This window comes from Streptomyces sp. V4I23 (assembly GCF_030817975.1).
In the GTDB taxonomy this organism is placed as follows: domain Bacteria; phylum Actinomycetota; class Actinomycetes; order Streptomycetales; family Streptomycetaceae; genus Streptomyces.
This window is the reverse complement of sequence record NZ_JAUSZW010000004.1, coordinates 3,790,735-3,813,169: the sequence shown is the minus strand read 5'-3', so window position 1 is coordinate 3,813,169 and position 22,435 is coordinate 3,790,735. Positions and strand designations below refer to the sequence as shown.

The 22,435-nt window shown below is 72.2% G+C and carries 21 protein-coding genes and 1 pseudogene; 18 read left to right on the top strand and 4 right to left on the bottom strand.

What is annotated here, in order from left to right; genetic code table 11:
- Positions 1 to 122 precede the first annotated feature (122 nt).
- Positions 123 to 440 carry a (2Fe-2S)-binding protein gene (locus QFZ82_RS19480; protein WP_307714388.1) on the top strand — a complete coding sequence of 106 codons (318 nt, stop codon included), beginning with the start codon at positions 123 to 125 and terminating at the stop codon, positions 438 to 440.
- A 130-nt stretch (positions 441 to 570) separates the two neighbouring features.
- Here QFZ82_RS19480 and QFZ82_RS19475 read toward each other — a convergent pair whose 3' ends face one another.
- Positions 571 to 984 carry a pyridoxamine 5'-phosphate oxidase family protein gene (locus QFZ82_RS19475; RefSeq protein ID WP_307714387.1) on the bottom strand — a complete coding sequence of 138 codons (414 nt, stop codon included), beginning with the start codon at positions 982 to 984 and terminating at the stop codon, positions 571 to 573.
- A gap of 120 nt (positions 985 to 1,104) precedes the next feature.
- Between QFZ82_RS19475 and clpB the strand changes: the two genes are divergently transcribed.
- Both clpB and QFZ82_RS19465 read left to right on the top strand, forming a co-directional pair.
- Positions 1,105 to 3,705, top strand: a complete 2,601-nt coding sequence (clpB, locus tag QFZ82_RS19470; protein ID WP_307714386.1) for an ATP-dependent chaperone ClpB — start codon at positions 1,105 to 1,107, stop codon at positions 3,703 to 3,705.
- A 220-nt stretch (positions 3,706 to 3,925) separates the two neighbouring features.
- Positions 3,926 to 4,480, top strand: a complete 555-nt coding sequence (locus QFZ82_RS19465) for a YbjN domain-containing protein (RefSeq protein WP_307714385.1) — start codon at positions 3,926 to 3,928, stop codon at positions 4,478 to 4,480.
- Between the two features lie 63 nt (positions 4,481 to 4,543).
- Here QFZ82_RS19465 and QFZ82_RS19460 read toward each other — a convergent pair.
- Positions 4,544 to 4,801, bottom strand: a pseudogene (locus QFZ82_RS19460) (aminotransferase); the annotation flags it as partial.
- 89 nt (positions 4,802 to 4,890) lie between these two features.
- Here QFZ82_RS19460 and QFZ82_RS19455 point away from each other — a divergent pair.
- The 4 genes from QFZ82_RS19455 to QFZ82_RS19440 all read left to right on the top strand — a co-directional run bounded on the left by QFZ82_RS19455 (position 4,891) and on the right by QFZ82_RS19440 (position 7,405).
- A complete protein-coding gene (locus tag QFZ82_RS19455; RefSeq protein ID WP_307714384.1) occupies positions 4,891 to 5,445 on the top strand; it encodes a Uma2 family endonuclease in 555 nt (184 codons plus the stop codon).
- A gap of 144 nt (positions 5,446 to 5,589) precedes the next feature.
- Entirely contained in the window at positions 5,590 to 5,847 is a 258-nt protein-coding gene (locus tag QFZ82_RS19450) for a hypothetical protein (RefSeq protein ID WP_307714383.1), read from the top strand.
- 89 nt (positions 5,848 to 5,936) lie between these two features.
- Positions 5,937 to 6,539 (top strand): hypothetical protein, encoded by a 603-nt coding sequence (locus tag QFZ82_RS19445; protein WP_307714382.1) that lies wholly within the window; start codon positions 5,937 to 5,939, stop codon positions 6,537 to 6,539.
- Positions 6,540 to 6,658: 119 nt separating this feature from the next.
- Entirely contained in the window at positions 6,659 to 7,405 is a 747-nt protein-coding gene (locus QFZ82_RS19440) for a UPF0158 family protein (RefSeq protein ID WP_307714381.1), read from the top strand.
- A 222-nt stretch (positions 7,406 to 7,627) separates the two neighbouring features.
- On the opposite strand, the gene QFZ82_RS19435 is transcribed toward QFZ82_RS19440, so the two are convergent.
- Positions 7,628 to 8,815 (bottom strand): pyridoxal phosphate-dependent aminotransferase, encoded by a 1,188-nt coding sequence (locus tag QFZ82_RS19435; protein WP_307714380.1) that lies wholly within the window; start codon positions 8,813 to 8,815, stop codon positions 7,628 to 7,630.
- Between the two features lie 836 nt (positions 8,816 to 9,651).
- Between QFZ82_RS19435 and QFZ82_RS19430 the strand changes: the two genes are divergently transcribed.
- The 7 genes from QFZ82_RS19430 (at position 9,652) to QFZ82_RS19400 (ending at position 17,155) form a co-directional block, all read left to right on the top strand.
- The gene (locus QFZ82_RS19430) at positions 9,652 to 10,212 is read left to right on the top strand and encodes a DUF2617 family protein (RefSeq protein ID WP_307714379.1); all 561 of its coding nucleotides are present in this window, start codon (positions 9,652 to 9,654) and stop codon (positions 10,210 to 10,212) included.
- A 53-nt stretch (positions 10,213 to 10,265) separates the two neighbouring features.
- The gene (locus QFZ82_RS19425; RefSeq protein ID WP_307714378.1) at positions 10,266 to 11,870 is read left to right on the top strand and encodes a polyamine aminopropyltransferase; all 1,605 of its coding nucleotides are present in this window, start codon (positions 10,266 to 10,268) and stop codon (positions 11,868 to 11,870) included.
- A gap of 122 nt (positions 11,871 to 11,992) precedes the next feature.
- A complete protein-coding gene (locus tag QFZ82_RS19420; protein WP_307714377.1) occupies positions 11,993 to 12,934 on the top strand; it encodes an SRPBCC domain-containing protein in 942 nt (313 codons plus the stop codon).
- 19 nt (positions 12,935 to 12,953) lie between these two features.
- Complete coding sequence (locus QFZ82_RS19415; RefSeq protein WP_307714376.1) at positions 12,954 to 13,748, top strand: aldose 1-epimerase; 795 nt, start codon at positions 12,954 to 12,956, stop codon at positions 13,746 to 13,748.
- 10 nt (positions 13,749 to 13,758) lie between these two features.
- Complete coding sequence (gene pyrE, locus QFZ82_RS19410; RefSeq protein ID WP_307714375.1) at positions 13,759 to 14,298, top strand: orotate phosphoribosyltransferase; 540 nt, start codon at positions 13,759 to 13,761, stop codon at positions 14,296 to 14,298.
- A 188-nt stretch (positions 14,299 to 14,486) separates the two neighbouring features.
- Complete coding sequence (gene fbaA, locus QFZ82_RS19405; protein WP_177149710.1) at positions 14,487 to 15,509, top strand: class II fructose-bisphosphate aldolase; 1,023 nt, start codon at positions 14,487 to 14,489, stop codon at positions 15,507 to 15,509.
- Between the two features lie 194 nt (positions 15,510 to 15,703).
- Positions 15,704 to 17,155 (top strand): MFS transporter, encoded by a 1,452-nt coding sequence (locus QFZ82_RS19400; RefSeq protein ID WP_307714374.1) that lies wholly within the window; start codon positions 15,704 to 15,706, stop codon positions 17,153 to 17,155.
- 171 nt (positions 17,156 to 17,326) lie between these two features.
- Here the strand turns inward: QFZ82_RS19400 and QFZ82_RS19395 are convergent, their stop codons facing one another.
- Positions 17,327 to 17,746, bottom strand: coding sequence for a DUF3151 domain-containing protein (locus QFZ82_RS19395; protein ID WP_177149708.1), 420 nt, complete (start codon positions 17,744 to 17,746; stop codon positions 17,327 to 17,329).
- A 187-nt stretch (positions 17,747 to 17,933) separates the two neighbouring features.
- Here QFZ82_RS19395 and QFZ82_RS19390 point away from each other — a divergent pair, with 187 nt between their 5' ends.
- The 4 genes from QFZ82_RS19390 (at position 17,934) to QFZ82_RS19375 (ending at position 22,401) form a co-directional block, all read left to right on the top strand.
- Positions 17,934 to 18,869 (top strand): DUF3152 domain-containing protein, encoded by a 936-nt coding sequence (locus tag QFZ82_RS19390; protein ID WP_307714373.1) that lies wholly within the window; start codon positions 17,934 to 17,936, stop codon positions 18,867 to 18,869.
- Between the two features lie 87 nt (positions 18,870 to 18,956).
- Entirely contained in the window at positions 18,957 to 19,778 is an 822-nt protein-coding gene (locus QFZ82_RS19385) for a tryptophan 2,3-dioxygenase family protein (RefSeq protein ID WP_177149706.1), read from the top strand.
- Positions 19,771 to 20,964, top strand: a complete 1,194-nt coding sequence (kynU, locus tag QFZ82_RS19380; protein ID WP_307714372.1) for a kynureninase — start codon at positions 19,771 to 19,773, stop codon at positions 20,962 to 20,964. Before QFZ82_RS19385 ends, kynU begins: the two co-directional genes overlap by 8 nt.
- Positions 20,965 to 21,531: 567 nt before the next feature.
- Positions 21,532 to 22,401 carry a S9 family peptidase gene (locus QFZ82_RS19375; protein ID WP_307714371.1) on the top strand — a complete coding sequence of 290 codons (870 nt, stop codon included), beginning with the start codon at positions 21,532 to 21,534 and terminating at the stop codon, positions 22,399 to 22,401.
- The last annotated feature ends 34 nt before the right edge of the window (positions 22,402 to 22,435 follow it).

The window sequence follows — 22,435 nt, the reverse complement described above, 5'->3', positions numbered from 1 at the left end:
GTCTTGGGTGCCACGGGGTTCCATCTGGCCGACTTCCCGGCGGACAGCGGTTGGGACAGTGTGCAGGCCGTCGCCGGGCCGCCGGACAGCGGTTGGGACGCCCCGCCCGCGAAGGCGGACGCATGACCATACCCCCGGACGACAGGGTCTTCCGACGGGAGATGGCGACGGCATATCGCTCCGGGTGGCACTTCATCGACCTCGTCACGGCAATCCCCCACCGTGGCGACTCGTTGATGGTCACCCTGTTCGGAGAGCCCATCGTCGTCGCCCGCGAAGAGGACGAGGACGTCCGCGCCTACCGGTGCCTGCGCCGGCCGCGGGGAGCCCCGCAGCCCGTCCGCTGCGCCATCCGGTACGGCATGATCTTCGTCAACCTCGACGCGCGTGATCACCAGCTCGTCGAACCGGGCACCACCGCCACCCCCCGCAGTGCCTGAGCGATTCCCCCGTCGTTTCAAATCGCTTGGGTGCTTCCCCCACACAGCGGCGCCATCGTGGACCTGAAACACGATGGCGCCGTTGTGCTGCCCGGAGACCCTTCCGCAGGGCGCTCCGGTGCGCGGCCGGCTACGCCCGGCCCATCGCGCGGGTCAGCGCGATCTCGATGACGACGCGGTCCGGGTTGGGCGTCGGGGTACGCCCGTACCGCTCCGCGTAGCGGCTCACCGCGTCGGCGACGACCTCCGGCTCCGTGCGGATCGTCGCGACGCCCTCCAGCGTCGCCCAGCGGCCCTTGTCCACCTGGCACACCGCGACCCGTGCGCCCTGCGGGCCGGCGGCCAGCACATTGGCGACCTTGCGGCTGTGCTTGTTGGTGATCACCCGCGCCAGCCCGCGTGTCCCGCCCTCGGGGTCGTACGTCACTCCCACCGCCACGACGTGCGGCGTGCCGTCCGGGCGCGGGGTGGTCAGGGTGGACATGTGGTACTCGCGCCAGAAGCCGAGGTAGGACGCGCCGGGGTCGCGGGGATCGATGGCCATGGGGCGGAACCTACCTCCGCGGGCTGTCCGTCAACACCCTGAGTGGAGTAGACTCAACTTTGTGCAGGTTGACTCAGTCATAGCTGGGGAGAGCCCATCAGCAAGGAGGAGAGAGGGCACGTGGACGCCGAGCTGACCAACAAGAGCCGTGACGCGATCAATGCGGCGAGCAACCGGGCCGTACAGGACGGGCACGCCGACCTGACCGCGGCGCACCTGCTGCTCGCCCTCCTGGCGGGGCAGGAGAACGAGAACATCACCGACCTGCTGGCCGCCGTCGACGCCGACCAGGCCGCCGTCCGGTCCGGGGCCGAGCGCCTCCTCGCGTCGCTGCCCAGCGTCACGGGCTCCACCGTCGCGCCGCCGCAGCCCAACCGCGAGCTGCTCGCCGTCATCGCCGACGCCGGCCGGCGCGCCAAGGAGCTGGGCGACGACTATGTCTCCACCGAGCACCTTCTCATCGGCATCGCCGCCAAGGGCGGGCAGGCCGGGGAAGTGCTGTCCGGGCAGGGTGCCACGGACAGGAAGCTGCTGGACGCGTTCGAGAAGGCAAGAGGAGGGCGCCGGGTGACCACGCCCGACCCCGAGGGTCAGTACAAGGCGCTGGAGAAGTTCGGCACGGACTTCACCGCGGCCGCCCGCGAGGGCAAGCTCGACCCGGTCATCGGCCGGGACCAGGAGATCCGCCGCGTCGTGCAGGTGCTGTCGCGGCGCACCAAGAACAATCCCGTGCTGATCGGCGAGCCCGGCGTCGGCAAGACCGCCGTCGTCGAGGGCCTGGCCCAGCGCATCGTCAAGGGCGACGTGCCCGAGTCGCTGCGCGACAAGCGGCTCGTCGCGCTCGACCTCGGCGCGATGGTCGCGGGCGCGAAGTACCGCGGTGAGTTCGAGGAGCGGCTGAAGACCGTGCTGTCCGAGATCAAGGACAGCGACGGGCAGATCATCACCTTCATCGACGAGCTGCACACCGTCGTCGGCGCCGGCGCAGGCGGCGACTCCGCGATGGACGCCGGCAACATGCTCAAGCCCATGCTCGCCCGCGGCGAGCTGCGCATGGTCGGCGCCACCACCCTCGACGAGTACCGCGAGCGGATCGAGAAGGACCCGGCGCTGGAGCGGCGCTTCCAGCAGGTGCTGGTCGCCGAGCCGACGGTCGAGGACACCGTCGCGATCCTGCGCGGCCTCAAGGGCCGTTACGAGGCCCACCACAAGGTGCAGATCAACGACTCCGCGCTGGTGGCCGCCGCGACCCTCTCCGACCGGTACATCACCTCACGCTTCCTGCCCGACAAGGCCATCGACCTCGTCGACGAGGCAGCCTCCCGGCTGCGCATGGAGATCGACTCCTCGCCCGTGGAGATCGACGAACTGCAGCGCGCCGTCGACCGGTTGCGCATGGAGGAGCTGGCGCTGAGGAACGAGTCGGACCCCGCCTCCAAGCAGCGCCTGGAGAAGCTGCGCCGCGACCTCGCCGACCGGGAGGAGGAGCTGCGCGGGCTGACCGCACGCTGGGAGAAGGAGAAGCAGGGCCTCAACCGCGTCGGTGAGCTCAAGGAGCGGCTGGACGACCTGCGCGGCCAGGCCGAGCGCGCCCAGCGCGACGGCGACTTCGACACCGCGTCCAAGCTGCTCTACGGGGAGATCCCGGCCCTGGAGCGCGACCTGGAGGCCGCGTCCGAGGCCGAGGAGGAGGCGTCCAAGGACACGATGGTCAAGGAGGAGGTCGGCCCGGACGACATCGCGGACGTGGTCGGCTCCTGGACCGGCATCCCGGCGGGCCGCCTCCTGGAGGGCGAGACGCAGAAGCTGCTGCGCATGGAGGAGGAGCTGGGGCGGCGGCTGATCGGCCAGGGCGAGGCGGTGCGGGCCGTGTCCGACGCGGTCCGGCGTACGCGCGCGGGCATCGCCGACCCGGACCGCCCGACGGGCTCGTTCCTCTTCCTCGGCCCCACCGGTGTGGGCAAGACCGAGCTGGCGAAGGCGCTCGCCGACTTCCTCTTCGACGACGAGCGGGCGATGGTCCGCATCGACATGTCGGAGTACGGCGAGAAGCACAGCGTCGCCCGCCTCGTCGGCGCGCCGCCCGGCTACATCGGCTACGAGGAGGGCGGCCAGCTCACCGAGGCAGTGCGCCGCCGCCCTTACAGCGTGGTGCTGCTGGACGAGGTGGAGAAGGCCCACCCCGAGGTCTTCGACATCCTGCTCCAGGTCCTCGACGACGGACGGCTGACGGACGGGCAGGGGCGGACGGTGGACTTCCGCAACACCATCCTCATCCTGACCTCCAACCTGGGAAGTCAGTACCTGGTCGATCCGCTGACCGGTGCCGAGCAGAAGAAGCAGCAGGTGCTGGAGGTGGTGCGGGCCACCTTCAAGCCGGAGTTCCTCAACCGCCTCGACGACCTGGTGGTCTTCTCGGCCCTGTCGAAGGACGAGCTGGCACGCATCGCGCGGCTCCAGATCGACCGGCTGGCCCGCCGCCTCGCCGAGCGCAGGCTCACGCTCGAGGTCACCCCGGCGGCGCTGCAATGGCTCGCCGACGAGGGCAACGACCCGGCGTACGGCGCCCGCCCGCTGCGCCGGCTGGTCCAGACGTCGATCGGCGACCGCCTCGCGAAGGAGATCCTCGCGGGGGAGGTCAAGGAGGGCGACACGGTACGGGTGGACCGCTTCGGCGACGAGCTGATCGTGGGAGCGGCGACGGGGGACGGCGCGGAGTAAGGGAGCGGGGCGCCCCTCGGGGAGCTTCGCCCCAGGCCCCGTGCGTCTGCGCCCTGGCGGGTGCGGGCTCCCCACGGCCGCCAGGCCGTAGGGGGAGATCGGGGCGCGGGGGCGGAGCCCCCGGAGGGATCAGCCGGCAGCGGATCGGGTGTGGCGGGGCTTGCCACGCACGGGCGGGGATGGGAGAGGATGGCGGCATCCGTACGAAGGGAAATACACGGTGACCATCGATCCGTCCTCGATTCCGAATTTCGGGGGCCAGCCCCAGCCCCAGGCCGCAGGACCGGCGGGCCCCGTCGTTCCCGACCAGGACCTGGTCAAGCAGTTGCTCGAGCAGATGGAGCTGAAGTACGTCGTCGACGACGAGGGCGACCTCGCGGCGCCGTGGGAGGATTTCCGCACGTACTTCATGTTCCGCGGCGAGAACGAGCAGCAGGTCTTCTCGGTGCGCACCTTCTACGACCGTCCGCACGCGGTCGAGGACCGGGCAAAGCTCCTCGACACCATCGACGACTGGAACCGCCGCACCCTGTGGCCGAAGGTCTACACGCACCTGCACGAGGACGAGGAGACGAAGGAGCAGTCCCTCCGCCTCATCGGTGAGGCGCAGATGCTCATCGGCACCGGCGTCAGCCTGGAGCACTTCGTGTCGTCCACGGTCAGCTGGGTGCGCGCGTCGATCGAGTTCGACCGCTTCATCGTCGACCAGTTGGGCCTGGAGAAGGCCGAGAAGGCCGAGGAGGCCGGCGAGGAGAAGCCGGCCGACGACGCCTGACGCATCACGCGTACGCGAGGGCCCGGCGGGAGACCGCCGGGCCCTCGTGCGTACCGGCGTTCCTCAGACGGCCAGGGACTTCAGCCGCGCGACCGCGTCCTCGAGGACCTCACTGCGCTTGCAGAACGCGAACCGCACGAACGGGGCGCCCTGCTCGCGGTGGTCGTAGAAGACCGCGTTCGGGATGGCGACGACCCCGCACCGCTCGGGCAGCGACCGGCAGAACGCGAAGCCGTCCGCCTCGCCGAGCGGGCGGATGTCGGTCGTCACGAAGTACGTCCCGGCCGGCCGGTACACCGTGAAACCGGCGGCCGCACAACCTGTCCGGACCGGTCTGCCGGCCGTACCGACGGGCTCGGTGACGCGGCACTGTCCGTCGTATCCTGACCACACACGGGAAGGAGCCGTCCATGAGCGTCGACGCGATCGTGCACACCGAGTTCCCCAAGGGGTACACGGTCCTGTTCGGGGCCGACGGAAAGGTGATCATGACCCCGCAGAGCGAAGAGCACTCCAGCACCATCAGGTCGATGCAGATCGACTCCGCTCTTGCCCTTGGCCGTCACGCGAAGGTCACCTCCGATGTCTACATCGACTTCCCCGCCGACGAGAACTCCGCCCCCGACCTCGCGATCCTGCGCGAGGACGCACGCAAGGAAGGCAAGCGCTACAGCTTCGAGGACGTCCTGCTGATCTCCGAGGTCGTCTCGACCTCTTCCGCACGCAAGGACTACGACGACTGCACCGCGAAGTACGGCCGCTACGGAATCCCGATCTACCTGGTCGTGGACCCCTACGCCCAGGAAGTCGTCCTCCACACTCAGCCGACCGGCACCGGTTACATCGCGGCGCACACCCACAAGTACGGCACGGGCAAGCTCCCCATCCCCCTGGCCGACGGTCGCACTTTCACCCTCGACCTCGACGAACTCCCGCGTCCGGAGCTCGAGGCGGACGCCCGCTGACGAGGGACTGCCCGCTGGCCGTGCCCGTGCCGTCGGCACCGCCGTCGCCGGACGTGGTCGTTCCTGGTCGGGGCAGCCGGCTGGGATGGCCTGGTCTTTCGTCGATCGGGATCGGCCAGGGGGCGTGCCGTTCTGTGCCGTGAGTTGGACCTTCAGCACCGGATGTGGTTCGAGCACGCGGACCGGGACCTGCGCGCGGTGCTCGACCTGCTGGACGACCTGGGCGCGATCGAGCGTGACCGTGGGATGGCCGATCCGGTGTTCCTCGACATCGAACTCTCCGATGCCGGTCCCGAGCTGCTCGCGGACATGCCGCCGGAGCTCGCAGAGCTGCTGGGCGTCGCGGGGGCGGCAACGGACCGGCGGCGCGGGAGCGTGCCGATGCCCGGCGAGAGGAGCTGACCGCCGGGCCGGTCGAGCTCATCCGTCTCACCGAGCTCGGTACCCGGGCCGTACGACAACGGTTGCTGGCGGCCGGCAGGGACGCACCGTTGGTCGGTGAACTGGCCCAGGCGCCGGCGGCCGGCCTGCTGGGGGTGCTGGCCGAGGACTACGACCCGGACGCCGCCCGTACGGAGCTGGCCGGCTGGATCACGGCCCGCGGCGAGCGGGAAGGTGCCCTGCGGCAACTGACCGACGCCGTCAGGACCATGACCTTCCGCACGCGTATGCAGGCGATGCTCGACGTGCTGCTGGCGGCGTTGCCGGACGGTGAGGGCGAGCGGCTGCTGCGCACGCTGCGACGAGACACACAGCTGGCGCCGCTGGCGCTGAACGCGCTGGCGCACCGTGAGTTGCTGTCCCCAGAGGACATGACCGATGCAGAGTCTCTGCTGGTGCTCGCCGAGAGCCTGCTTCAGCTCGTGGAGTTGGCGGGCGGCGGGGACGGCGCCGAGGAGACGCTGCGCGCCCAGGGCTCCCAGGCCAGGGACGCGGTTGCCGCCGCGTCGGACTCCGCGCACCCGGACCGGGCCGGACTCGACGAGCTCAGGCAGCTGGCGGCCCGGGCACTGGGTACCCACGGCGCCCGCGTCGGCCGCGCCCGGAAGGCTCGGCGCTCCTCAGGCAAGAGCGGCCGCAAGCGGCGCCGCTGACCGGGCAACACCGCCTGCCCCCAGGCGCCGAGTGCGCTGGCACTGGCACGGAGCCGGGCGGAGGTAATCCGATGGGTCCCGGCGTCGTACGTCCTCGGTGGCGCGTTACCGTCGGGGTCGTGGTTGAGGGATGGGGCGAGGACGGGCTGCGGGCCCTGCGTGGCGCGCTCCATGCGCAGGACGGAGTGGCGTTGCTTGCGGCGTTGCGTCGTGGACCCGTGCGTGAGGTGCTGCAGCTGGCCGGCGATGGTGTGGCCGGGGCCGCGGCGCAGGGCCTGCCGGGGGCTGCGGAGATGGCGGCCTTGTTTCTCGGCGCGCTCCAGGAGCGCGGCTTCCGGGGCGATGAGGAGCTGGCGGACCGGTTGCGCGCGGCCACGGGAGACGCGGCGATCCCCCTCCTGCGCCCGCTCGCGGTCGATCTGGAGATGCTCGCCATGCTGCTGGAGGGCGACCCGGCCGAGTCCGGTGGCCGGATCGATCTGTCCACCGGGGAGTGCTGGCCTGCGTTCACCGATGAGCCGGGGCCTGGGCCCGAGGCCGAGGAGGACGACGGCCCCGAGCGATGGCTGTACGTGCCGGCTCTGGGGTCCCGGGCCGGTTACCGGGACATGGAGCTGTTCATCGAAGAGGTCGAGGACGCCGCCCTTGCCGACAGGCTGCGGATCGCCATCGGTGGGCGGGGCGCCTTCCGGCGCTTCAAGGACGTCCTCGCTGGTGACGAACGCTCCTGGAGCCGGTACCACCGGTTCCGCGATGAGCGACAGCGCGGCCGGGCCCGCGCCTGGCTGACCGAGGAGGGGTACTGCCCGCACATCACCTTCTTCGTAGAGCCCAGCTCGGGTTCGCATCCTTCGGGGCCGGTATGACTCTTTGCTGCCCCTGTCCTGCATGATCCGGGGGCGCTGTCACCGGGCCTAGCGGCGCCGGTTGATAGCTGATGGAAGCGTGTCCGCCGACAGGCGGGCTGCGTGATATGACTGCTGATCACCGGTGTCCCGGTCGACCAGGCGGCAGTCGAGTGCGGGAGCGCGGCGGCTCGGAGCAACCAGGCCGTGTGGCCGGTACATTTGCTGGTACGTCTGTGGCTGTCAGGCGGCCAGCGTCTTGAGTCGGGAGGCCGCCTCCTCCAGCACGCCTGCCCGCTTGCAGAACGCGAACCGCACGAACGGGGCGCCCTGCTCGCGGTGGTCGTAGAAGACCGCGTTCGGGATGGCGACGACCCCGCACCGCTCGGGCAGCGACCGGCAGAACGCGAAGCCGTCCGCCTCGCCGAGCGGGCGGATGTCGGTCGTCACGAAGTACGTCCCGGCCGGCCGGTACACCGTGAAACCGGCGGCCGCGAGCCCCGCGCCCAGCAGATCGCGCTTGGCGCGCAGATCGGCGCGCAGGCCGTCGAAGTACGTGTCCGGAAGCCGCAGCGCCTCCGCGACCGCGTACTGGAAGGGCCCCGCCGACACGTACGTCAGGAACTGCTTCGCCGAGCGGACGGCACTCACCAGCTCGGGTGCGGCCGTCACCCAGCCGACCTTCCAGCCGGTGAAGGAGAACGTCTTGCCCGCGCTCGAGATCGTGACCGTGCGCCCGCGCATCCCGGGGAAGGACGCGAGCGGCACGTGCTCGCCGTCGAAGACGAGGTGCTCGTACACCTCGTCGGTCACCACCAGCAGATCCCGTTCCACGGCGAGGGCCGCGATCGCCGCGAGTTCCTCGCGGGTCAGGACCGTGCCGGTGGGGTTGTGCGGCGTGTTGAGCAGGATCAGCCGGGTGCGGGGGGTCACCGCGTCCCGCAGCTCGTCGAGGTCGAGCCGGTAGGCCCCCTCCTGCGGGCGCAGGGTCACCGGCACCCGCGTACCGCCCGCCATGGCGATGCACGCGGCGTACGAGTCGTAGTACGGCTCCAGCGCGATCACCTCGTCGCCCGGCTCCACCAGGGCGAGCAGCGCGGCCGCGATCGCCTCGGTGGCGCCCGCGGTGACCAGGACCTCGGTGTCGGGGTCATGGACGAGCCCGTAGCGGCGGAGCTGGTGGTCGGCGACCGCCGTGCGCAGCTCGGGGATGCCGGGGCCGGGCGGGTACTGGTTGCCGCGTCCGTCGCGCAGCGCCCGGACCGCCGCCTCCCTGACCGCCTCGGGGCCGTCGGTGTCGGGGAAGCCCTGTCCGAGGTTGATCGACCCGGTCCGGGCCGCCAGCGCGGACATCTCGGCGAAGATCGTGGTGCCGAACTCCGCCAGCCTGCGGTTCAGCAGCGGTCGTGATCCGGGTTCGCGTCCTGTCATGGGCGCCATCCTGGGCCGAACCTCTGGACTTGCTCAAGTCTGCTTTGGGTCCGGGAGGCCGAGGGAATCCCCCTGTCACGCAGGTGAGCGTCACAGGAACACGACCAGAGGAAGCGGTCGCGCAGCGTCGCGGGGGACTCTCCCCCAGAGCCTTCGGGCCTGGGAGGTACCCCCACCGGGGGAATGCGAAGGACGGTGGGTGTGATGGTGATTTTCGGTGCTGTGGCTGTCGGGCTGGTGGTGGTCGTGGCCCTTGTGGTGGCCGTGTCCGCCGGCCGGAGCGCGGCGAGGACCGGCAGCGGCCGGAGGCGCCGGAGCGGCGGGTCGAGCAGCGGGAGCGGCGGGTCGAGCAGCTGGTGGGCGGGTGACGGCGGCAGCTCGTCCTCCTCCTGCGGCGGCTCCTCCTCGTGCGGCAGCTCCTCGTCCTCGTGCGGCGGCGGCGGGGGTGGATGTGGCGGAGGCAGCTGACACGGGGCAGCTGGTCCGCGACCGGTGAAGGTGCCCGGCGGGTGAACTCCCGCCGGGCACCTTCGCGTTGGCCGCTCCTCGCACAAGTGCCCAGGATGAGGCGGCACTTCACGTGCCCCACGGGCCCTGTCATTCGTTGAACACATGAACCGCCTGGCCCCCGAGGGGATGGAAACCATGCCAAGTTGGGTAAAAAGGCTGTGGTTGTCGCGTAATTCGTGATTCCCTCACTGTGGAACCTGTTGGAACCATCCAGCCCTCGGACCTTCTGTGGACCCGAGCAGGCCACCCCCCATGTCGTGCGCCCCGTCTCCGGGGCGTCAGGTCCACGTGTCCACCCGCCGAAGCGCGTATGCGGAGCCGACCCCATGCTCACGACCATCGATACCGCCTACACCGACACCCGTGCCGACGACCTCGCCTGGGCGCTCGGCCGGGAGCCGCTGCCCGCCCTTGCCGTCCTCGACCTCGAACTATTCGGTTCCAGGCTTCAGTTGCGACTCCTCGGGGCGTCCCACCAGGTGCTGCTGGACCAGGAGGACGGCTCGTGCTCGGAGACCGTCGCCTGCATCCCGGGCAGCAGCACGCCGCTGCCCCTCGGCGTGGCCAAGCGGCTCGGCGACTGGGAGTACGAGTTCGCCGCCCGGGTCGAGACGCTGTCGGAGCAGTCGTTCGCGGTCCGGGCCCAGGAACTGCTGGCGCTGGTGGCCGACCATCCCCATGGCCTCGCGGGCACCTTTCCCGGCTCGCCGCACGCCTTCACCGCCATGCTGGCCCAGCGCGTCGAGGACCAGGTGCGCTGGCGCACCTGGCACGCGTACCCGCAGGAGAGCCGCTTGGTGGTCACGCGTACGCGGGTCGGCGTGCTGCGGCACCACGGCCCCCAGAGCCGGCGTGTGGAGCGCCGCCCGGACCGTGCGGCCCTGTAGTCAACCCCTGTGGGTGACAGGGCGGATGTGGACTGTGACGTAGCGTGGCGGGGATGATCGGCCGGCAGCGCACCTCCCCACCCCGCAACGCGGTGGCGCCGCCCGTGAGCCCCGCCGCCGGGCGCGGTCTCGTGCTGGCCGCGGCCTTCGTCTGCGCGGCGTGCGGGCTGGTGTACGAGCTCGAACTCGTCGCGCTCGCCTCGTACCTGACCGGCGACTCGGTCACCCAGGCGTCCGTCGTGCTGTCCGTCATGGTCTTCGCGATGGGTGTGGGCTCGCTGCTCGCCAAACGGCTGCGCTGCCGTGCCGCGGTCGGCTTCGGGGTGCTGGAGGCGGTGCTCGCGCTCGTCGGCGGCGCCTCCGCGATGGTCCTGTACGCGGCTTTCGCCTGGGCGGGCGGGTCCCGCGTCGCGCTCGTGGCGTTCTCCCTGGCCATCGGGGTTCTCATCGGCGCCGAGATACCCCTGCTGATGACGCTCATCCAGCGTGTCTCGCGACGGGACGCGGAGGGCACCGTCGCCGATCTGTTCGCCGCCGACTACGTGGGCGCGCTGGTGGGCGGACTCGCCTTCCCGTTCCTGCTGCTGCCCTGGCTCGGCGAGCTGACGGGCGCGCTGGCGACCGGCGCGGTCAACGCCGTGGCGGGCGCCGTGCTCGTGCTGTGGCTGTTCCGGGCGGAGATGTCGGCGCGCTGGCGGCTGCGGCTGCTCGTGCTGAACGGGGTGGTGCTCGCGCTGCTCGCCCTGGCGACAGCCCTCGTCGGCGACTTCGAGCGCGCCGCGCGCCGCGCGGTCTACGGCGACCAGGTGCGGGTCGCCGTGCACACCGGCGTGCAGGAGGTCGTCCTCACCGGCCGGCCGTCCCAGGCGCCCGACCTGTACCTCGACGGGTGGCTGAAGGTGCGCGGCCGCGACGAGCACCGCTACCACGAAGCGCTCGTCCACCCGGCCATGAACGGGCGGCACGAGCGTGTGCTGATCCTCGGCGGCGGCGACGGCCTCGCCGCACGCGAGGCGCTCGGATACGGGGACGTCGGCTCGGTGACCATCGTCGAACTGGACGCCGGGCTCGTAGGCCTCGCCCGCACCGATCCCGCCCTCGCCGCGCTCAACCGCCATGTCTACGACGACCCGAGGCTGCGTGTGGTCACCGCGGACGCCTTCTCCTGGCTGCGCGGCGCGCAGCGAGGGCAGTACGACGTGATCGTCTCGGACCTCCCCGACCCCGGCATCACCGCCGGCACCAAGCTGTACTCGCTGGAGTTCTACGGTCTCGCCCGCCGGGTCCTCGCACCGGGCGGGCGCCTGGCCGTCCACGCGGGGCCCGCCGCCCGGCCGCACACGTACTGGACGGTCGACGCGACGCTGCGGGCTGCCGGTTTCTCCACCACCGCGTACCTGAACGGTTGTCCGGGGCGGGGAAGAGGCCGCGCGGACACGGGCCCCGACCGGTTCCGGAACAGCACCGCGACCGCGCCCCGGGGGGGCTTCCTGCTCGCCTCGGCGGGCGGCGCCCCGCGGCTCGTGCTGGACCGTGGCGTGCCGCCGCTGCGCTCGCCGCTCGCCGCCGAACTCGCCGCCTACGGGCGGGCGGCCGAGCGCACCCGCGTGCCGGGCCTCGAACCGTCGACCCTGGTACGCCCCCGATACGTCCGCTGAGGTCACCGGCCGGGCGCCGGCTGTTCAAAAGGCGCCCCCTGAGGCCCCGCACGCAGCGCTGCGCCGACGAACCGGCGCGCGAAGGCAGACGCGGCGGGCCCGGCTGAGTAGGCTCGGCTTCCATGGAGCATGAGGTGTTCGTACCCGTTCCGGCTGAGACCCTCCGACAGGTGCTGCGGGACCCCGGCCGGGTGGCCCGCTGCGTTCCGGGGCTCCAACAGGACGCCGACCGGGCGGCGGGGCCGCTGACCGGCAGGCTCAAGGTCCGGGTCGGCAGCCACACCATCACCTACCGCGGCGCCCTGCACCTCGTGGAGCAGGAGGGCTCCTTCGTGGCCGAGGGCGACGGCGCGGAGGCGCGCGGCAGCGGTTCGGTGAAGATCGTGCTGACGGTACGCCCGGAGCCGACCGACGGAGGTACGACGCTGACGTTCAGCGGTTCGTCGACGGCCGACGGCCGGCTCGCGGCCCTCGGGGCGTCCGCGCGGACGACGGCCGCCCACCGCCTTCTGGACCGGTTCGCCGAGGCGCTCGCGGTCGCGGCCTCCGACGGCGCGAGCGCGTCGCCCGAGGACGCGTCCGACGACGCCCTGGACGCGGACGCGTCCTCCGAGCAGCCCGCCGAGCCGGACTGCGCCCCGCCCGGCGCTCCCTCCGTCCTCGACGGACCGGTACCCCCGCCGTCGCTCGGACAGGACGCCGACGACGAGTTCGCCGACCTCGATGCGCCGGCCGCCGGCCTCGATGCCTCCGACGCCTCCGCGGTCTCCGCCGACGACGTGGATGACGTGGATGACGTGGACGACCTCGACGACCTGGACGGTCTGGAGGAGTTGTCGGAGCTCCCCGCGGAGCCCGCCGCCGAGGCGGCCCACGCGCGGCGCACCATGATCGGCCGGAGCGCCGAGGAGGTCGACCACGCACCCCCGCGCGGCCGTTACGCGCCGACCCCGGGCCCGGACGCGTCCGGCTCCGGCGCCGCCTTGCGGTGGATCGCGCCCGCCGCGGCGCTCGCGCTCGCTTCCGCGGTCGTCGTGGGCCGTGTGCTGCGCCGACGCAAGTAGTGCGGGCTAGTGTCGTCGTGTGAGTAGCGAAGAGAGCGTCCGGCTGGGCGCCGGCGACGTCGAGTTGACCGTGCATCCGGAGAACGGCTGCCGCATCGGAAGTCTGCGCATCGGCGGCATCGAGGTGCTGCGCCAGGGGGAGCGGTACGGCTCGTTCCCCATGGTCCCCTGGTGCGGCCGCACCAGGGAGGGGCAGTTCCGCAACGGGGACGTCGTCCACCAACTCCCGCTCAACGCGGCTCCGCACGCCATCCACGGCACCGGCCGCGACACCGCCTGGCGCACCGCGACGGCGGGCAAGAGCGAGGCCGCGTTCACCTACGATCTCGCCGAACCCTGGCCGTACACCGGCAGGGTCACGCAGACCTTCGAGCTGACGGCTGAGTCGCTGACCCTCGCGATGGGTGTGGAGACGTACGGGACGTCCTTCCCCGCCCAGGCCGGCTGGCACCCCTGGTTCCTGCGCAACCTCGGTAGCGGCGAGGACGTACGGATCGACTTCGCACCGGCGTGGCAGGAGGAGCGCGGCGAGGACCACCTGCCGACGGGACGCCGTATCGACCCGCTGCCCGGACCGTGGGACGACTGCTTCGGCATGCCCGACGGCCTGTCGGTCACCCTGACGTGGCCGGGGCAGCTGGAGCTGACGGTCGCGAGCCGCGCCGAGTGGGTGGTGATCTACGACGAGCAGGCCGAGGCCGTCTGCGTGGAGCCGCAGTCCGGCCCTCCGAACGGTCTGAACACCCACCCCGAACTCGTTACCCCGATCGAGCCGCTAGAGGTCACGACGACCTGGACCTGGCGGCGGCTTTAAGCTCATGGGCATGACTGACGTACGCGCTGAGCTGCTCCAGCAGATCAAGGACAAGGCCGTGGTGCACGGCAAGGTGACCCTCTCGTCGGGCATCGAGGCCGACTGGTACATCGATCTGCGCCGGATCACGCTCGACGGCGAGGCCGCGCCGATGGTCGGCCAGGTCATGCTCGACGCCACCGCCCACCTCGATTACGACTGCGTCGGCGGTCTGACGCTGGGCGCCGACCCGGTGGCGACGTCGATGCTGCACGCCTCGGCCGCCCGCGGCGGGCGGCTCGACGCCTATGTCGTCCGTAAGGCGGGCAAGGCGCACGGCATGCAGCGCCGGATCGAGGGCACGGACGTGAAGGGCCGTCGCTGTCTCGTCGTCGAGGACGTCTCCACCACCGGCGGCTCCCCGCTGACCGCTGTCGAGGCGGTACGGGAGGCGGGCGGCGAGGTTGTCGGCGTCGCCGTGATCGTCGAGCGCGGTGCCGCCCCGAAGATCGCCGAGGCGGGCCTGACCTACGTCAACGCCTACTCGCTCGAAGAGCTCGGTCTCGCCTGAGGCCATCCTGACCTGCGCTGATGTCGATGGGCGTCCTGTTTCACGTGAAACAGGACGCCCTTGGCGCATCCTGGCGCGACGGGCTCTGTGGACCCGGGCGGAGAGTCTGGAAAGATAGGCCGCGACGATGACGTCGCCCCCAGGTCAGGGCCAGCACCACATACCCGCACATCACAAGGAGCGGACACATGCCCATCGCGACTCCCGAGGTCTACAACGAGATGCTCGACCGGGCGAAGGCAGGCAAGTTCGCCTACCCGGCCATCAACGTGACTTCGTCGCAGACCCTGCACGCCGCCCTGCGTGGCTTCGCCGAGGCCGAGAGCGACGGCATCATCCAGATTTCCACCGGCGGCGCCGAGTTCCTGGGCGGCCAGCACAACAAGGACATGGTCACCGGCGCCGTCGCCCTGGCCGAGTTCGCGCACATCGTCGCCGCGAAGTACGACATCACCGTCGCGCTGCACACGGACCACTGCCCGAAGGACAAGCTGGACGGCTACGTACGTCCGCTGCTCGACATCTCCGCCGAGCGCGTGAAGGCCGGCCGTAACCCGCTCTTCCAGTCCCACATGTGGGACGGCTCCGCCGAGACCCTCGCCGACAACCTGGCCATCGGCCAGGAGCTGCTGGCGCAGGCCGCCGCCGCCAAGATCATCCTCGAGGTCGAGATCACCCCGACCGGTGGCGAGGAGGACGGCGTCTCGCACGAGATCAACGACGAGCTGTACACCACGGTCGAGGACGCGCTGCGCACCGCCGAGGCCCTCGGCCTGGGCGAGAAGGGCCGCTACCTGCTGGCTGCCTCCTTCGGCAACGTGCACGGCGTCTACAAGCCGGGCAACGTCGTCCTCCGTCCCGAGCTGCTCAAGGACCTCCAGCAGGGCGTCGGCGAGAAGTACGGCAAGACCGCGCCGTTCGACTTCGTCTTCCACGGCGGCTCCGGCTCGACGGCCGAGGAGATCAGCACCGCGCTGGAGAACGGCGTCGTGAAGATGAACCTCGACACCGACACCCAGTACGCCTTCACGCGTCCGGTCGCGGCCCACATGTTCCAGAACTACGACGGCGTCCTGAAGGTCGACGGCGAGGTCGGCAACAAGAAGACCTACGACCCGCGCACCTGGGGCAAGCTGGCCGAGGCGGGCATGGCCGCCCGTGTGGTCGAGGCCTGTGCGGCTCTGCGCTCCACCGGCACCAAGATCAAGTAATGCCGTGCGGAGGGCCCGGCACCGCGACGCGGTGCCGGGCCCTCCTGCTGTCCCTCGTCGGTGTCCCTGGCGTGCGGCCTCAGCGCCCCGCCGCGGACGAGTTCGGCAGCCGGAGCCGGGCCCACCTCGCCTATCTTCTGGGAAAGCGGCGTCCTCGACTAGCCCGCGGGTGCGGGGGCCGGGAGGATGCCCGTATGGACATCAGGCTGTCCTCGGCCCAGGGGCGCTGGGTGGTCCTCACGACCGTCCTCGGTTCCGGGATGGCGCTGCTCGACTCGACCGTCGTCAACGTGGCCCTGCCCCGGATCGGCCGGGACCTCGACGCCGACCTGGCCGTCCTGCAGTGGACCGTCAACGCGTACATGCTCACGCTCGCCGGTCTCATCCTCCTCGGGGGCGCGCTCGGCGACCGCTACGGCCGACGGCGGATCTTCGTGCTCGGCGTCGTCTGGTTCGCCATCGGCTCGCTGCTGTGCGGACTGGCTCCGAACGGCGGCATCCTGGTCGCGGCCCGGGCCTTGCAGGGCGTCGGCGGTGCGCTGCTCACCCCGGGATCGCTTGCCCTGATCCAGGCGAGCTTCCATCCCGACGACCGGGCCCGGGCGGTCGGGCTGTGGTCGGGGCTCGGCGGCGTCGGCGCGGCGGTCGGACCGTTCGTCGGCGGCTGGCTCGTGGACGGGCCCGGCTGGCGCTGGGTCTTCCTGCTCAACGTGCCGCTGGCCGCGCTGTGCGTGCCGGTGGCGCTGCGGCACGTCCCCGAGTCGCGCGATCTTCGGGCGGTCGGCCGTTTCGACGTCCTGGGCGCGGTGCTGGGCGCGGCGGCGCTGGGCCTGGTGACGTACGCGCTCATCGACGCGACGGTGTGGCCCGGGCTTGTGGGCGTGCTGGTGGGGGTGGCCTTCGTCCTGCTCGAGCGGCGGCGGCCAGAGCCGATGCTGCCGCTGTCCGTCTTCGCGATCCGGCAGTTCACCGCGGTCAACCTGGTGACGCTGTGCGTGTACGCGGCGTTCGGCGGATTCTTCTTCCTCGTGGCGCTCCAGCTGCAGGTCGTCGCGGGCTATTCGGCACTCGGCGCCGGTACGGCGCTGCTGCCGACCACCGTGCTGATGCTCCTGCTGTCGGCGAAGTCCGGGGAACTGGGGGAACGGATCGGGCCGCGCATCCCGCTGACCGTCGGTCCACTGCTGTGCGCCGCCGGGACGATGCTGATGCTCCGGGTCGGCGAGGGCGCCTCGTACGTCGCGGACGTGCTGCCTGCCATGGTGGTGATGGGCATGGGCATGGTGACCCTGGTGGCACCGCTGACCGCGACCGTCCTGGCGTCCGTGGACACCGCGCGGGCCGGGATCGCGAGCGGCATCAACAACGCGGCGGCCCGCGCGGCGGGTCTGATCGCGGTGGCGGCGCTGCCGCTGCTGGCGGGGATGGGCCCGGAGGCGTACCGCTCGGCGGCGGAGTTCGGGGAGACGTTCCGGCGTGCGATTCCGATGTGCGCCGGGGTGCTGGTGGCGGGCGCCGTGATCGCCTGGGCGATGGTCAGGGCGCCGGCGCCGGCGGAGGAGCACACGCACCCGGAGTGCCGGATGAACTGCGGGGTGTCGGCGCCGCCGCTGGAGCCGTCCCGTGAGGAGCAGCCTGACGCGTGACGCCCCGGTCTGCGCGGGGCCCGGCCCCGCGCTGCCGTCGGGGCCGCTGCGACGCACCGCGTCCGAGCTCTGCCACGAACCCCGCGCCTCAATCGCCGACGGGGCTGGGGTGCTCGGGGCTGGTGCCCCGAGCCCCCCGCCTCGAACGCCTCGGGTGAAACGCTGCCGGGGCTAGCGCTTCAGTTCCGCGTAGGCCTCGTCGCTGCTGTCCTTGAGGAACTGCCAGCAGCGGTCCGCCTCCTCCCTCTCCTCGATCGCGCCGGCGGCGCGCGCCAGAGCCGCCAGGCAGCGCAGGAAGCCGCGGTTGGCGCGGTGGCTGAAGGGGATCGGGCCGTGGCCCTTCCAGCCCGCGCGGCGCAGGGCGTCGAGCCCGCGGTGGTACCCGGTGCGGGCGTAGGCGTAGGACTCCACCACATGCCCGGCCTCGAAGGCGTCGTCGGCCAGCATCGCCCACGCCAGGGAGAAGGTCGGGTGCGCGGCGGCGACCTCGGCAGGCGTCGCGGACTGCTCGGCGAGCATCCGGTAGGCCTCTTCGTTCTCCGGCAGGTGGGTCGGGGGCGGACCGCCGAGCAGGTTCTCGTGAAGGTTCATGGCTGAAGTCTGCCATCGGCGCACCGCACCCGGCCGGGCCAGGGAACCGCTGCCTCACGTGCCACGTCCTCCCGGGTACGATCGCACGCGCTGTCGATTTACTCGTCCGCAGCCGATGTACACCGCCGGAGTGGAGGCCCCACCCTCTCCCCCAGAAAAGCCGGCCGAGCCAGGGGAGAGTTCTGTCTTGGGCAAGCGCGCCGCCACCGGACGCGGGCGTGGACGTGGCCGCCGGGCCCCGTCCCGCCGGGACCGGGCGCGTCGCCGTCCGCTCGGCCCGCTCCTCGTGCTCGGCCTGATCGTCGGGGTCCTGTCCATCGGCGGTGGCGCCGCCCTCGCCCACTGGCGCAGCGGTGGCACAGGCGACGGCACCGGCGCCGCGTCCGCGGCCCCGTCGCAGACGCCCCGCGCCGAACCGCTGATGTCCCCCGAGACCTCTCCCGAGAATCCTCCCGAGGCCGACCCGAAGCCGTCCGTCTCCGTCTCGCCGCGCCCCGGCGGGACCGCGTCGCCCAAGGCGTCCCCGAAGGCGTCCCCGAAGGCGAGCGGGCCGCGGAACGTGCCCGCGTCCGGAGAGGGGACGTTCACCGCCGCGCAGGCCACCGGCGCGGCGGCCGGCACCGGCATGCTGCGCCGCTACAAGGTCGAGGTCGAGGACGGCATCGACCTGTCCGCGCGGCAGGCGGCGGCCGAGATCGAGGACATCCTCGCCCACCCCCGGGGCTGGGCCGCCCACGGCCGCGGCCGGTTCCAGCTCGTCTCGTCGGACGCCGACTTCGTGATCAGGATCGCCACCCCGGCCACCGCCGACCGGCTCTGCCTCGCCCAGGGCCTCAACACCCGCGGCGAGCTGAACTGCGAGACCGTCGAGGGCGTCGTCGTCAATCTGAAGCGGTGGATGCTGGGCTCGCCCACGTTCGCCGGGACACCCGCCGAGTACCGGCACCTGATCATCAACCACGAGGTGGGGCACGAGATCGGCATCCGGCAGCACATGGGCTGCCCCGGCCCTGGCCGCCCCGCGCCGGTGATGATGCAGCAGATCAAGGGCCTGAACGGCTGCGTCTCCAACGCCTGGCCTTACGGCGAGGACGGGACGTATCTCACCGGACCGCCGGTGTGAACCTCGTCCTATGATGCCGGTGGGGACCGGGGCCCACACCGATCAGGAAGGGGCGGACCGCTACCCGGATTCGTCGAGGAGACAGCGATGTCGCATGACGCCGCCCCGAATCTGGACTTCGCGGGCACCACTCCGTACGAGGACTACGTCCAGGCGGACGTCCTCACCCACCTCCAGCACCCCCGTTCGGACGACCCGGGCGAGATGGTCTTCCTGGTCACGACCCAGGTCATGGAGCTGTGGTTCACGGTGATCGTCCACGAATGGGAGACCGCGGCCCGCGCGCTGCGGGAGGACCGCGTCCCCGTGGCGATGGACGCGCTCAGGCGCTCCGTACGGGAGCTGGAGGCGCTGAACGCCTCCTGGCGGCCGATCGCCAACCTGACCCCGGCCCAGTTCAACGCCTACCGCGACGCGCTCGGCGAGGGCTCCGGTTTCCAGTCGGCCATGTACCGGCGCATGGAGTTCCTGCTCGGCGAGAAGTCCGCGTCGATGCTGGTGCCGCACCGCGGCGCGCCGCGCGTGCACGCGGAGCTGGAGAAGGCCCTGCACGAGCCGAGTCTGTACGACGAGGTGCTCAGGCTGCTGGCGCGCCGGGGCCACGCGATACCGGCCGAGGTGCTGGAGCGGGACCTGTCGCAGAAGTACGAGCCGTCCGAGCAGGTCGAGCGGGCGTGGGCCGAGCTGTACGCCGCCGAGGACCAGGACTCCGAGCTGGTGCGCCTCGGCGAGGCGCTCACCGACGTCGGCGAGCTGGTGTGGCGATGGCGCAACGACCATCTCGTGGCGACGCGGCGGGCGATGGGCTCGAAGGTCGGCACGGGTGGTTCGGCGGGCGTCTCCTGGCTGGAGAAGCGGGCCCGCAAGAACGTCTTCCCCGAGCTGTGGACGGCGCGCAGCCATGTCTGAGTCGTTGGCCGGGAAGGCCGCGGTGCTGGACGCCGCAGACGAACTGGCCGCCGCGCGCAAGCTCTTCGCGCTCGACGAGGCCGTGTACCTGGACGGCAACTCGCTGGGCGCGCTGCCCGCGCACGTGCCGGCCCGCGTCGCCGATGTGGTGACGCGCCAGTGGGGCGAGCTGCGTATCCGTTCGTGGGACGAGAGCGGCTGGTGGACGGCGCCCGAGCGGATCGGCGACCGGATCGCGCCGCTGGTGGGCGCGGCGCCGGGGCAGATCGTGGTCGGCGACTCCACGAGTGTCAACGTCTTCAAGGCGGTGGTGGGCGCCGTGCGGCTCGTCGACGACCCGGCGCGTACGGACGTCCTGGTGGACGCCGGCACGTTCCCCACGGACGGGTACATCGCCGAGTCCGCCGCCCGGATGACCGGAAAGCAGCTGGTACTCGTCGACCCCGCGGACCTGCTCGCGGCCCTCGGGCCGACGACGGCGGTCGCGCTCGTCAATCACGTCGACTACCGCTCGGGCCGGCTCCACGACCTGCCCGGACTGACGGCGGCGATCCACGACGCGGGCGCGCTCGCGGTCTGGGACCTGTGCCACAGTGCGGGCGCGCTGCCGGTGGGGCTGGACGAGCACGGCGTGGACCTGGCGGTCGGGTGCACGTACAAGTACCTGAACGGCGGCCCCGGTGCACCGGCGTACCTGTACGTCGCCGGGCGCCACCAGGCCGGCTTCGACTCCCCGCTGCCGGGGTGGAACTCGCACACGGACCCGTTCGCGATGACCCTCGGCTACGAGGCCGCGCCCGGCGCGGTCCGGGGCAGGGTCGGCACCCCCGACATCCTGTCCATGCTGGCGCTGGAGGCGTCGCTCGACGTATGGGACGGGGTCTCGATCGACGCGGTACGGGCCAAGAGCCTGGCGCTGACGGACTTCTTCCTGGAGTGTGTCGAGGCGTACGTCCCGGCCGGGTCCGTGACCTCGCTGACTCCGGCGGCCCACGCGGAACGCGGCAGTCAGGTCGCGCTGCGCTGCGAGGACGCGCCGCGGGTGATGCGGGAGCTGATCGACCGCGGCGTGATCGGAGACCTGCGCCGCCCGGACGTCCTGCGGTTCGGCTTCACGCCGCTGTACGTGGGCTTCGGTGACGTGGAGCGGGCGGCGCGAGTGCTGTCGGAGGTGCTGCGGGGCTGACGGTCGGTCCGGGGGCGCTGCCCCCGGCCCCCGGTGGGGCTGCGCCCCGGGGCCCCGGGCTGGACTGCCGCTGCTCGGGGCGCTTCCCCACCCCGCCCCTTCCCGTAACCGGGGCAAGCCCCGGACCCGCACCGGTACCGCGCTCCGCGCGGCGTCCTCAAGCTCCTACGGCCTGGCGGCCGTTGGGGGGTGCCCCCATCACGTAACCGGGGCAAGCCCCGGACCCGCACCGGTACCGCGCTCCGCGCGGTGTCCTCCAGTTCCCCCTACGGCCTGGCGGCCGTGGGTGGGGCCCTCAGACGGGCTGATGTGCCGCAGGCAGATCCAGCCTCGCCGGCGATTGAGGCGCGGGGGCCGGGGGCAGCGCCCCCGAAAGCCGCCCGCCAGGGCGGTACGGGGCCTGGGGCGGCGCCCCGGTTGCGGGACGGGGGCCTCCCACGGCCGCCGGGCCGTAGGGGAAGGGGCGGGGGCAAGCCCGCGCAGCGACCCGGCGGCCCCGCCGTAACTGGTAGCGTCCGCGCTGGTCAGGTTGAATACGCCACACCTGCGGGACTGTTGGAGCAGCACATGCCGGACCCCGTCGCCCGTGACGCCGCCGAGGAAGAGTCGGCGTTCTCGCATCCTGCCGTCGCGCCGGACGCGTCCGTCGCCTACGGGGAGCATCCCGATCAGGTCGTCGACTTCTACGCGCCGCGCGACGGCCGGGCCAGCGCCCCGCTCGTGGTGCTGCTGCACGGCGGGGCCTGGCGGGCGCCGTACGACCGGCAGCACGTCACCCCGTTCGCGGACTTCCTCGCCCGCCGCGGACTCGCCGTCGCCAACGTCGAGTACCGGCGCGGGCGCGAGATCCCGCAGCAGCGCGGGACCGGGCCCGTCGCGGGACGGTGGCCGGAGACGTTCGACGACGTCGCCGCCGCCCTGGACGCCCTGCCGGAACTCGCCCGGCGCGCCCTGCCGCAGGCGGACCCGCGGCGCACCGTCGTCACCGGGCACTCCGCGGGCGGGCAGCTCGCGCTGTGGGCCGCCGCCCGGCACGTCCTGCCGGCCGGTTCGCCGTGGCGGCTGCCCGCGCCGCCCGCCCTGCGCGGCGTCGTCGCGCTCGCCCCGATCGCCGACTTCGCGCACGCCGTCGGGCTCGACGTGTGCGGCGGCGCGGTGCGCCAACTGCTCGGCGCCGCGGGCGAGTACGAGCAGCGGGCCGCGCACACCGACCCGGCCGTCCTGCTGCCCACGGGCATCGCGACGGTCGTCGTCCAGGGCCGCACGGACATCGTCGTGCCGCAGGCGGTGAGCGAGGCGTTCGTCGACGCCGCGGCGAAGGCGGGCGAGACCGTCGGGCTGACCCTGCTGGAGGAGGTCGGGCACTTCCCGCTCATCGACCCGGCCGCGGACGCCTGCGCCGTCGTGGCCGAGGAGATCGCCCAACTCGCCTGGTGAACAGGGGCGGTGCTTGCGGACAGAAGCTGACCGC